Here is an 11,091-nt window from a genome sequence, read left to right on the forward strand (position 1 = left end):
CGATGGAGAAACTCACTTCAACCCTTGCCTATTTCGTCGCGGCTTGCCTGGCCTGGTTAGGGAGCCACTCTGCACAGGACATTGCCATCCTGGTCGGCGCCGCAGTCGGCGTCGGTACCTTTGCAGTGAATTGGTACTACCGGCGTAAAAGCTACCAGCTGCTGAAATCGCTAAAAAAAAACGGCCTGAAACGCGGAGTCTACGATGAGCTCACTCGCTAAACGCTGCAGCGTGGCGGCTATTTTAACGCTCGCCGCCCTGCTGCCTCAGTTCAATACGCTGAAAACCTCTGAGCAAGGTTTGCGCCTGATCGCCGATTTCGAAGGCTGTCGGCTGTCCCCCTACCAATGCAGCGCCGGCGTCTGGACCAACGGCATCGGCCACACCGCCGGCGTGAAGCCGGGTGCAGTCATCAACGAACGCCAGGCGGCTACCCATTTGGTCGACGATGTGCGCTCCGTAGAGCGCGGCATCGCGCGCTGTATGGACGTCAAGATGCCACAGCCGGTTTACGACGCCGTCAGCGCTTTCGCTTTCAACGTCGGCGTCAACGCCACCTGCAATTCAACGCTGGCCACCTTTGTCAAACGCCGTCAGTGGCAGGCGGCTTGCGATCAACTGTCTCGTTGGATTTATGTCAACGGCGTCAAAAATAAAGGATTGGAGCGCCGCCGCACGGCCGAACGTGCGCTATGTCTGAACGGCATCTCACACTGACCGTTTTCAACAAACGCCCACTCAAACCGCTTCCTTTTCAGGAGATACACCATGTTAAAACCCGAACAGCTACGTGCAGCACTGCTCAATGCCATTCCCTTGTTGCAGCAAAACCCCGAACGGTTGCGCCTTGGCATTGTTAACGGCCGCGTGGTCTCAACGCTCGCCCCCTCGCTGTCCTTCGAATATCGCTATCAGCTCAATCTGGCGCTGGATGGGCCGTCAGCTGACGATGACCGGGTCATGGTCACCGTACTGGCCTGGCTGCGCAGCCACCAACCAGACCTTCTTGCCAATCCGGATAAGCGTAAAAATGATTTTTCGTTTCAAAGAGATATAGACACTCCCAACCAGTTGATATTGCAGCTGCAACTTACCGAACGAATCCGGGTGGAACCGCGCGACGGCGCATTGCATATCACCCCGCTGGCTGAACCTCCCGAACCAGAGAACGTCGTTCGCTTCACCCAGATTTATCTGCACGGAGAGTTACTCAGCGAATTTAGTCAGCCGTAGCGCCCTACAGGCAGCTTCGGTTGTGCCGGCGGCAGCCAAACGCCGTCGCGTTGTCCCCCTTTTCATCCAGCGGCATTCTTGAGACATGAACACAGACAACTTCGATATTCAGCGCCTAGTGCGCAACCTGATACGGATCGGGACCGTCAGCGAGCTCGACCTGGAACGCGGGCGCTGTCGCATAGCCACCGGCGGCAATCTTACCGACTGGCTCAACTGGCTGACCGGACGGGCCGGCGACGCACGCAGCTGGTGGGCGCCCAGCATTGGTGAACAGGTCTTGGTGCTGTCACTTGGCGGGGAACTTGAAACCGCTTTCGTGTTGCCCGGCGTATTTTCCGATGCTCACCCCGCACCGTCGGCCTCAGCACAGGCGGCGCATATCGCTTTTCCTGACGGTGCAGTGCTCGAATACGAGCCGGCTACCGGGGCGCTTAAGGCCGTCGGCATAAAAAGCGCCACCATTGAAGCCGCCGAGCGGATCACACTGACGGCGCCAAATATCACCTGTATCGCCAGCGGAAAAATTACGCTGGACGCTCCCGAAGTGGAGTGTACCCAGCAACTCACTACCGGCACCATCGCCATCCATCAGGGCGGCTCGATGACCGGCGATCTCAATCACACCGGTGGCAGCATCAGCTCTAACGGCATTGTGGTGCATACCCACACTCACGGTGGAGTGCAAAACGGCAGAGGCCAAACGGACAAACCAGCATGAACAACGCGAAATTTCTTGGCATGAATCGCGGCAACGGCCGCGCAATCGCCGATCTCGAGCACATTCGCCAGTCGGTGAGCGACATCCTGATTACGCCTATCGGCTCACGCGTCATGCGCCGCAGCTACGGTTCGTTGCTATCCGAGTTGCTGGATCAGCCGCAAAACGACGTACTGCGATTGCAAATGATGGCGGCCTGCTACAGCGCAATGCTGCAGTGGGAACCACGCATTCGGCTGACGGGCATCAGTTGCAACACCACCTTTGACGGAAAAATGGTGGTCGACATTACCGGCAACCGCACAGATACGCCGGATGCCTTTTCTCTTTCTATTTCAGTGAGCTGACACCATGGCAACCATTGACCTTAGTTTATTACCCGCCCCGACGGTGGTGGATCCTCTCGATTACGAATCGCTGCTGGCGGATCGCAAGGCCACGCTGATTTCCCTTTACCCGGAAGAGCAGCGTGAAGCCATCGCCCGTACATTGACGCTGGAATCGGAGCCAATCGTCAAACTGCTGCAAGAAAATGCTTACCGCGAACTGCTGTTACGCCAGCGTGTGAATGAAGCCGCACAGGCAGTGATGCTGGGTTATGCCAGCGGCAGCGACCTCGACCAACTGGGAGCAAACTTCCAGGTGCTACGCCTGGTGGTGCAACAGCCGGATGACAGCGTCATCCCGCCGTTGCCGGCGGTCATGGAATCGGATAGCGATTTCCGTGTGCGCATCCAGCAGGCATTCGAAGGTTTAAGCGTGGCTGGATCCAGTGGCTCTTACGAGTATCACGGCCGTTCCGCCGATGGTCGGGTCGCCGACGTTTCCGCGATCAGTCCCAGTCCGGCCAACGTGCTGATTTCCGTACTGTCACGCGAAGGAGACGGCACCGCCAGCGCCGAACTGGTGGCGATCGTCGATAAAGCGTTGAACGATGAAGATGTGCGCCCGGTGGCCGATCGCGTCACCGTCCGCTCTGCCAACATCATCAGCTACAACATCGATGCCGTACTGTACCTCTACCCTGGCCCTGAAGCAGAACCGGTGCGTCGCGCTGCCGAAGCCAAACTGAAAAATTACATCAGCGCCCAGCACCGTTTAGGCCGTGACATTCGCTTGTCGGCAATCTACGCCGCACTGCATGCCGAAGGGGTGCAACGCGTTGAATTGAAGACCCCGCAGGCCGACATCGTATTGGATAAAACCCAGGCGTCGCATTGTGCTTCTTATCGTCTGACGGTGGGAGGCTCCGATGAGTAACCGTCTGCTGCCGGTCGGCTCTTCCCCGCTGGAGGTCGCGGCTGCGGCCGCCTGTGCCGAACTGGCCGCCATGCCGGTGCCGCTGCGCGATCTGTGGGATCCAGCCACCTGTCCGGTCAATCTGCTGCCGTACCTGGCCTGGGCCTTCTCGGTCGATCATTGGGATGAAACCTGGACGGAAGATGCCAAACGCAGCGTCGTAGCCGCCGCTTTCTTCATCCACCGTCACAAGGGCACCATCGGCGCTATTCGCCGCGTGGTGGAACCGTTGGGTTACCTGATCAAACTGCGCGAGTGGTGGGAAACCAACGGTGAGCCCGGCACCTTCACGTTGGATATCGGCGTGTTGGAGAACGGTATCACCGAAGAGATGTATCTGGAAATGGAGCGGATGATCGCCGATGCCAAGCCGGTCAGCCGCCATCTGACAGGCCTGGCGCTGAACCTCGAAGCCGCTGGCGCAATCGACGTCGCCAGCGGTCAATATGATGGAGAGCTTACTACCGTGTACCCCGACTATGCCAGTCTCGCCCTGCAAATGCTGGAGGGACATTACCAATTCTTGCAACGCAATACCGGCATCACGCTGGACTCGACTCAACAACACTTCGTGCTTAACGACGAGCATGTCTTGGCCGATTCGCGCCATGAACGCGAGTTGTCGCGCATGGCGGGGCTGCCGAATGACGCCACCACCGAAGGACAGGCTCTGCAGATCCTTGGCTATGCCCATGCGTATCTGGCGACCGGAGAACAAAAATATTTGGAACAGGCCATCGCCTGTTTTGACGCCTATGTGACCTACTTTTACGACGGTGCGCCGATCCCTGACAGCCCTCAACGCTGGATCGCCAACTGGATCGTCAACGCCAAAGAGCCGGTGCCCGCCAATTGGCCGGTCGATACGAGGGAACCGACGCATAGCGGCTTCAAAGGTATTCCTCTAACTTTCAACAAGGGCCGTACTCTGATCCCTCACGGCGCCCCCTACTGGGGTGAATATCTCGACATCGCTACTTTCGCCTTCGACGGCTCGCTGGCCTGGAATGCCGTCAACGCCCAGGTGCGCGCGGTCAATGCCGCCGGTGAAATCGACTGGAATAACGACGGTAAACGCTATGACGTGGACTGGATCATCAATTGGCAGGGTTACCAGATCGATGCCGACGGCGAGATCCTGGTCAAAGGACTGCCCGCTGAACAAATCGGTACGGTGCAGTTAAAAGACGTCACGCTCGGCGGCAATCACAAGCTGAATTTCGCCAATCGCCAACCAGTCGAACACGGCGGCGTGTTAATCAAGCGTAATCAGGTACAGCATAACCGTCCGCTGCATGTGCCGGTCCCGCACAACGCCATGGGTAACGCGGCCGATGCCGAGCTGTGGTTTGCCGACGCCTGCTATCTGCTGCACAGCATCACCGGCGATCAGCGCTATTTCAACGCCTGGAAAAGCGTTGAATTCACCGCGATGGAATATACCGATATTGATGCGCAGGATAAGTTCTTTCGCCAGAGCCGCAGCGCCAATACGCCGTTTACCGACGGCATCTCCTACGATTGGTCATACCCTTCCGGTGAGCCGGTAAGCTACGGCCGTAGCGCCGAAGGCATGATCACCATTCGCAAAGAGATAGCATCGCAACAATCGCTGGAACAACAGGCAATCTGGTTCCGCATTAATCGCCAGTCAAAAATCCGCACTTGCTTTGGTGGCGTCGACGATCAGAATCAGCCGATCTCCTGCAAAATACAGCTGTCTATAGCACCGGAAAAAAACGCGGCGAGCACCACGGAATGGGGCGTCGCTCTGCCGCAGTCGTTCCAACCTCAGGTAAAAACATACGACATCGCGCTCAGCAGCCTGGCGGCGCTGACGAAAGAAGACGGCAGCGACTATCTGCTGGCCGATCTGCGCACAGTGACCGACTACGGCGGTTGCGCGATCGCCAGCCAGTTTGAGGAACAGGTTTACGACAGCCGCAGCGCGACGGTGATCCAAGCCCGTTTCCCCAATGATGACGCTGGCATGGTGATCGGCGCCTGGTTGACCGCGGAGGAAAGTTTCCCCGTTACGCAGTTGGTCTATCGCGCGGACGCCGACTTCAACCTGCGGCTCGAAGATGATGACAAATGGCGCTGGTATTGGATGCTGCCCGCCACCGGCGGCAAATGGCAAATCGCAAATTTCGCCCCGCAAGCGGCTACGCTGAGCGGCTATCAGCCGGATCATCAGGATGTCGAGCCTAAACCGGCCGCACCTCGTTTCAGCCGCGTCAAGCAAGTAACCATTCTGCAAGACGGCAATGTACCGGACGCCACATTCAGCTACTACGTACTGAACGACATTCCACCGACGCTCAACGCCGATGACGGCTACACGATCCGCTATCGCATCACGTTCCAGGCGGCACACCCCTACACCGCGCTGTTGGGAGACTGCACCCTCCTGAATCACCGCCACGACGGCCTGTTCTGTACGCCGGGCGTCATGCCGTTCTCCAACATTTATCAGGCGGACGGCCAACAGTTCGATGGTTGGCACGGCATGCCTTATCCGGGCTACCAGTACCCGTTCATTTTCGTGCACGCCGCCGCCGATCCCGACGGAGTGATGCTCAACAACATGGTCGAGTTTCTGTGGCAGTCGCAGCAGTGGTATCAGCAGCAATTCGGCGTGCTGGGCCCCGGCGCATCGGCCTATATCTGGAACCGTTGGGACAATCGGAGTTACGGTCCGGCGGATACCTGGACCATGTATCACTGGGGTGACGGCACGGCCTGGTCCGGCTATCAGCCACGCGCCTTCTTCGGTGCCGCGCGCGCCTGGCTCGAGTTACAGCAGGCGGGCAAAACGCCACCGCTCAAGCTGGTGGAATATGTCGAAAACTGGCTGCGCTGGCTGATTGATTTTACCAATGACGCCGACGGTGTCACGCCAACCGATTTCCCGATGGCCAGCCTGCCGCAGCCCGATGCACAGGATTTTACCGGCCACATGTGCGGCCTGTGGCTGGCTGGCGCGGTGCTGGCAAAAATGGCCGGCAGTGAAATTGAGGGCCTCGAACACTTTATCGAACAATGCGTTACGGAATTACAAAGGCATTACCTCTCCACCGGTGACGTGATGGACGGCGGCTGGTCGCCCGCGCCGCGTCTCGGCACCGATAACGGCATGTTCTTCGGCTTTTGGTCAGGCGAGATCCTGCGCGGATTGAGCCTGTATGTGATGTATAAAAACGGCCTTACCTACCCGGCCGGCAAACAGAAGAGAACCACACCATGACAGCAAAATACCGCGCCCTGCTCACCGAACAGGGCAAAACGCTGCTGGCTAACGCTGCAGCAACCGGCCAAAAGCTGGAAATTACGCATATGGCGGTCGGCGACGGCGGCGGTTCGCCAACGCAGCCCGATGAAAGCCAGACCAAGCTGGTGAACGAAAAACGCCGCGCAGCATTGAATTCACTGCAGATAGATACCGGCAACAGCAACCAAGTGATCGCCGAACAAGTGATCCCGGAGGACGTTGGTGGTTGGTGGATCCGCGAGCTGGGGCTGTATGACAAAAACGGCGTGCTGGTGGCGATCGCCAATACGCCCGACACCTACAAGCCGCAGTTGACCGAAGGTGCCGGCCGCACCCAGGTCGTGCGCATGGTGCTTCTGGTAAAAGGCGACGCCAATGCGACGATCGTCGCAGACAAAACCGCCTTACTGGTCTCGCGCGATATGCTGAATGCCGCTATCGACGAACATGCCCGCTCGCGCAATCATCCTGACGCCACCTTGCTGGCAAAGGGTTTCACTCAATTGAGCAACGACAGCAATAGCGCCAGCGAAACGCAGGCCGCCACCCCAAAAGCGGTGAAAACGGTCAGCGACGCCTCTCTGAAAATTGCCGCTAACCTGAAAGATCTGCCAAACAAGTCCATCGCGCGCCGCAACTTGGAATTGGGTACTGCCGCCACGTGTAACGTCGGTACGCAAGCCAGCCAATTGATGGAGGTGGGCGCCTTTGGTCTAGGCTCTGGCCCGAAACATCGCGAGGAGACCATCAGCAATCTTGGCGAGATCTACCGTGTCACCAGCGCATCGAAAAACGCGCCGGGCGGCGGCGTCTACGGCGTGCTGAACCTGCCAATCGACGGCGGCCCTTCCAGTGGCTATCTGGCGGTTCAGACTAATGGATCATCTTACGTCGGCACATCCACCACCCCTGACAAACCCCTGAACTGGTACCGAATTTACACCACCGGTTTTAAACCGACTGCTGCGGACGTCGGTGCTTACAGCAAGGCGGAAGCCGACGGCAAATTCGTCAAACAGAGCGGCGATACCATTACCGGCAGCTTGACGGTCAACGGCTCAATTGAAACGAAATCGGGATTGACCACACCTTACGCCACAGTGATGGGGTCGTTAACCACCAAAGGCGGCGTCGAATTATTCGGAACCTCGCCCTATATAGATTTCCATTATGGCAATACGAACGCGGATTATGATGTTCGCATCATTAATGATAGCCAGGGTCAATTAAGTCTGGGTGCAAAAAACGTTCGGGCCAATGAAAACCTTACCGTTGGCTTAGACGCCCACGTTGATAGAACTCTTTATATCAATGGCCAAGATTTTATTACTAAAAAAGGGGTAATAACCGAAACCAGTGGTAATCGCAATACTCAAGGGCTGCACATACAAGGTGCAGGTAATCAGTATGTTGATCATTACTTTTATGAGGAGATAGGTAAGCGTGCATTTGGCGCAATGCATGTTTCATCTGGCGGCTCTGATGGCTGGTTCCAATTTGGTCATCAAGGCGATATTCGCAGCAATGGCCCATGGCCGCGCCTGATGTTAGGTGAAGCAACCTACTTTAATGACGGCAATATCAACGGCAGCATTTGGGGTGGCTATTTAAGCAACTATCTCAATCAAAACTTTGTGCGCGATGTTCGCCTGGGTAATGTGGAAAGTATCGCTACCTGGCGAGGCCCCGGCTATTCGGATAGTGCGGGTTATGTCCTGACCGGCGCAGCAAATAACAACGTGGATGAATACATCGACGTAATTTTCCGTCGTCCGCTGCAAAAACACATTGGTGGCAATTGGGTTACCGTCTGGAGCGTTTAGTGATGAATAACATGAAGAACTTTACCCTCGCCGCGCCGGAAACGGTAGAGCAGAAACAACTGGCCGCCTCGCACGGTGTTTTGTTTTTAAAATCCGATGCTGGGGAAGACTGGTATGAATGTCAAAAAAGCTTCCGTCCTGAAACGGTAAAACTGATGTATGACAAGGACGGGATCATTCGTTCAATCACCACGAAACCGAATGCCGAAGGCCATTATGACGTTTCCGGATTTTTCCCGGAAAATATGAGCGTGGCAGAGGTCGGAAACTTGCCGGAAGGCGCTGATATTAACGGCCGCTGGATTTTTGATGGAGAAAAAATCATACCAAGATCGTATTCAACTCAAGAGCTACGGCAACAGGCTGCTAATAAAAAACAAGAGTTGATTAAGCAAAGTTCGCTGCAGATAGAAACGCTTAACGACGCTTCTGACCTGGGAATGGCGAGCGAAGAGGAACTGCTGCTGCTGACCCGCTGGAAAACCTACCGCGTATTGCTTAATCGGGTCGATCCCGAAGCGGCCCCTGATATCGATTGGCCGCAACCGCCGCAATAACGTCGTTCAACGCCCCGCTTGGGGCGTTTTTTTTCTTTATTTTTCCTGCTGTTGTACCAGTTATCCCACACCCCGAATGAGATGCGGCGCCGCCTGCCAACAGGCATGCTGTCATCACCAACCACAAACGGAGTAATGCTATGGGTGACTATCACCACGGCGTGCGTGTCCTCGAAATCAACGAAGGCACCCGCGTAATTTCCACCGTCTCGACGGCCATTGTCGGCATGGTTTGTACCGCAGAAGATGCCGATGCAACCCTGTTTCCTCTCAACACCCCGGTGCTGATTACCGACGTCCTGGCCGCCAGCGGCAAAGCAGGTAAAAAAGGGACGCTGGCGCGTTCGCTGCTGGCGATCGCCGAGCAGACTAAGCCGGTAACCGTCGTGGTACGCGTGGCGGAAGGGAAAGACGAGGCCGAAACCACGTCCAATATCATCGGTGGCGCCGATGAAAACGGTAAGTACACTGGCATGAAAGCGCTGCTGGCCGCTCAGGCCGAGCTGGGCGTGAAACCGCGCATTCTGGGCGTACCGGGCCATGATAATCAGGAAGTGGCGACCGCGTTGGCCGGCATCTGCCAGCAGCTGCGCGCTTTCGGCTATATCAGCGCTTACTGCTGTAAAACCGTGTCCGACGCCATCAAATATCGCGCCAACTTCAGCCAGCGCGAACTGATGCTGATTTGGCCGGACTTCATCAACTGGAATACCACCACCAACAGCAGCGACATCGCCTTCGCCACCGCTCGTGCGCTGGGGCTGCGTGCCAAGATCGACCAGGAGACCGGCTGGCATAAAACCTTATCCAACGTCGGCGTCAACGGCGTGAGCGGCATCTCGGCCAGCGTATTTTGGGATCTGCAAACCGCAGGCACCGACGCCGATCTGCTGAATGAAGGTTGCGTCACCACCCTGATCCGCAAAGATGGCTTCAAGTTCTGGGGATCTCGCACCTGCTCCGACGAGCCGCTGTTCCAGTTTGAAAACTATACCCGCACCGCGCAGGTATTGGCCGACACCTTGGCCGAAGCTCATTTGTGGGCGATTGATCGTCCGCTCACCCCGACGCTGATCCGCGACATGATCGACGGCATCAAGGCCAAGTTCCGCGAACTTAAATCCGCAGGTCTGATCATCGACGGTGACTGCTGGTATGACGAAAGCGCCAACGACAAAGAGACCCTGAAGGCCGGCAAGCTGTTTATCGATTACGACTACACCCCGGTACCTCCTCTGGAGGATCTGACTCTGCGTCAGCGCATTACCGATCGCTACCTGGCGAACTTCGCCGCATCCGTGAACAGCTAAGGAGACTGAAGCATGGCACTGCCAAAAAAACTGAAATACCTGAACCTGTTTAACGACGGCTTCAACTACATGGGCGTGGTTTCCTCAATGACGCTGCCGAAACTGACACGCAAGCTGGAAAAATTCCGCGGCGGCGGCATGAGCGGCGCAGCCTCGGTGGACTTCGGCCTGGATGACGATGCGCTGGTGGTGGAATGGACCATGGGCGGCATTGACGAACTGGTGCTCAAGCAATGGGGCCGCGTCGATGCGGTACCGCTGCGCTTTACCGGCTCTTTCCAACGCGACGATACCGGCGACGTCTCTGCGCTCGAAGTGGTGATGCGCGGCCGTCATAAAGAGATCGACAGCGGCGACTTCAAGCAGGGTGAAGATACCGAAACCAAAGTTTCCACCGACTGCACCTACTTCAAGTTGAGCATCGACGGCAAAGAGCTGATCGAGATCGATACCGTCAACATGATCGAAAAAGTCGACGGCGTAGATCTGCTGGCTGCGCACCGCCGCGCCATCGGCCTGTAATTTTTCACCTCAAACGGCCAGCCCCGCGCTGGCCCTCTTTTTCCGACTGAAAACTGGATACCCCATGGAACTGAATGCATCCCCGGAGAACACCGTCGTCCTGAATACTCCGATTAAACGTGGCGACAGTGAAATCACTCGCGTGCAAGTGACCAAGCCGAATGCCGGCAGCCTGCGCGGCATCGGTCTGGCCGCGCTGGCCAACGCCGATGTCGACGCGTTAATCACTATTCTGCCTCGGGTCACCTACCCGAACCTGACCAAGGAAGAGTGTACCCGTTTGGAACTGCCTGACCTGATTGCGCTGGCCGGCCAGGTGATCGGTTTTTTGTCGCCGACATCGGCCGAGTAACGG

11 protein-coding genes and 1 pseudogene are annotated in these 11,091 nt (G+C 56.9%); all 12 read left to right on the plus strand.

Features of this window, described 5'->3' with window-relative positions:
- The first annotated feature begins 2 nt into the window (after nt 1-2).
- The 12 genes and pseudogenes from ACJ8HB_RS09670 (at nt 3) to ACJ8HB_RS09725 (ending at nt 11,088) form a co-directional block, all read left to right on the plus strand.
- Nucleotides 3-221: an HP1 family phage holin gene (locus ACJ8HB_RS09670; protein ID WP_033641928.1), complete on the plus strand. Its 219-nt coding sequence runs from the start codon at nt 3-5 to the stop codon at nt 219-221.
- Entirely contained in the window at nt 205-717 is a 513-nt protein-coding gene (locus tag ACJ8HB_RS09675; RefSeq protein ID WP_033652971.1) for a lysozyme, read from the plus strand. Before ACJ8HB_RS09670 ends, ACJ8HB_RS09675 begins: the two co-directional genes overlap by 17 nt.
- Nucleotides 718-768: 51 nt before the next feature.
- Complete coding sequence (locus ACJ8HB_RS09680; protein ID WP_060423425.1) at nt 769-1,233, plus strand: phage tail protein; 465 nt, start codon at nt 769-771, stop codon at nt 1,231-1,233.
- Between the two features lie 85 nt (nt 1,234-1,318).
- The gene (locus tag ACJ8HB_RS09685; RefSeq protein WP_033652969.1) at nt 1,319-1,954 is read left to right on the plus strand and encodes a phage baseplate assembly protein V; all 636 of its coding nucleotides are present in this window, start codon (nt 1,319-1,321) and stop codon (nt 1,952-1,954) included.
- Entirely contained in the window at nt 1,951-2,301 is a 351-nt protein-coding gene (locus ACJ8HB_RS09690) for a GPW/gp25 family protein (RefSeq protein WP_033652968.1), read from the plus strand. Before ACJ8HB_RS09685 ends, ACJ8HB_RS09690 begins: the two co-directional genes overlap by 4 nt.
- Nucleotides 2,302-2,305: 4 nt before the next feature.
- Entirely contained in the window at nt 2,306-3,214 is a 909-nt protein-coding gene (locus tag ACJ8HB_RS09695) for a baseplate assembly protein (RefSeq protein ID WP_033652967.1), read from the plus strand.
- Nucleotides 3,207-3,728: pseudogene (locus ACJ8HB_RS09700) on the plus strand (phage tail protein I); the annotation flags it as partial. The gene ACJ8HB_RS09695 and the pseudogene ACJ8HB_RS09700, both read left to right, overlap by 8 nt.
- 2,768 nt (nt 3,729-6,496) lie before the next feature.
- Complete coding sequence (locus ACJ8HB_RS09705) at nt 6,497-8,347, plus strand: phage tail protein (protein WP_060427199.1); 1,851 nt, start codon at nt 6,497-6,499, stop codon at nt 8,345-8,347.
- A 2-nt stretch (nt 8,348-8,349) separates the two neighbouring features.
- Nucleotides 8,350-8,904 (plus strand): tail fiber assembly protein, encoded by a 555-nt coding sequence (locus ACJ8HB_RS09710; protein WP_033652963.1) that lies wholly within the window; start codon nt 8,350-8,352, stop codon nt 8,902-8,904.
- A 140-nt stretch (nt 8,905-9,044) separates the two neighbouring features.
- Nucleotides 9,045-10,214 (plus strand): phage tail sheath protein, encoded by a 1,170-nt coding sequence (locus ACJ8HB_RS09715; protein ID WP_047569231.1) that lies wholly within the window; start codon nt 9,045-9,047, stop codon nt 10,212-10,214.
- A 12-nt stretch (nt 10,215-10,226) separates the two neighbouring features.
- Nucleotides 10,227-10,736, plus strand: a complete 510-nt coding sequence (locus tag ACJ8HB_RS09720) for a phage major tail tube protein (protein WP_033641919.1) — start codon at nt 10,227-10,229, stop codon at nt 10,734-10,736.
- Between the two features lie 64 nt (nt 10,737-10,800).
- Nucleotides 10,801-11,088, plus strand: coding sequence for a phage tail assembly protein (locus ACJ8HB_RS09725; RefSeq protein WP_033652960.1), 288 nt, complete (start codon nt 10,801-10,803; stop codon nt 11,086-11,088).
- Nucleotides 11,089-11,091 lie beyond the last annotated feature (3 nt).

This window comes from Serratia sp. CY27727 (assembly GCF_052169275.1).
In the GTDB taxonomy this organism is placed as follows: Bacteria; Pseudomonadota; Gammaproteobacteria; order Enterobacterales; family Enterobacteriaceae; genus Serratia; species Serratia sarumanii.

Bases quoted from the DNA above. Each gene is read 5' to 3' on its own strand.
- ACJ8HB_RS09680 (WP_060423425.1), top strand. From the start codon at position 769: ATGTTAAAACCCGAACAGCTACGTGCAGCACTGCTCAATGCCATTCCC.
- ACJ8HB_RS09720 (WP_033641919.1), top strand. From the start codon at position 10,227: ATGGCACTGCCAAAAAAACTGAAATACCTGAACCTGTTTAACGACGGC.
- ACJ8HB_RS09675 (WP_033652971.1), top strand. From the start codon at position 205: ATGAGCTCACTCGCTAAACGCTGCAGCGTGGCGGCTATTTTAACGCTC.
- ACJ8HB_RS09725 (WP_033652960.1), top strand. From the start codon at position 10,801: ATGGAACTGAATGCATCCCCGGAGAACACCGTCGTCCTGAATACTCCG.
- ACJ8HB_RS09685 (WP_033652969.1), top strand. From the start codon at position 1,319: ATGAACACAGACAACTTCGATATTCAGCGCCTAGTGCGCAACCTGATA.
- ACJ8HB_RS09715 (WP_047569231.1), top strand. From the start codon at position 9,045: ATGGGTGACTATCACCACGGCGTGCGTGTCCTCGAAATCAACGAAGGC.
- ACJ8HB_RS09690 (WP_033652968.1), top strand. From the start codon at position 1,951: ATGAACAACGCGAAATTTCTTGGCATGAATCGCGGCAACGGCCGCGCA.
- ACJ8HB_RS09695 (WP_033652967.1), top strand. From the start codon at position 2,306: ATGGCAACCATTGACCTTAGTTTATTACCCGCCCCGACGGTGGTGGAT.
- ACJ8HB_RS09670 (WP_033641928.1), top strand. From the start codon at position 3: ATGGAGAAACTCACTTCAACCCTTGCCTATTTCGTCGCGGCTTGCCTG.
- ACJ8HB_RS09705 (WP_060427199.1), top strand. From the start codon at position 6,497: ATGACAGCAAAATACCGCGCCCTGCTCACCGAACAGGGCAAAACGCTG.
- ACJ8HB_RS09710 (WP_033652963.1), top strand. From the start codon at position 8,350: ATGAATAACATGAAGAACTTTACCCTCGCCGCGCCGGAAACGGTAGAG.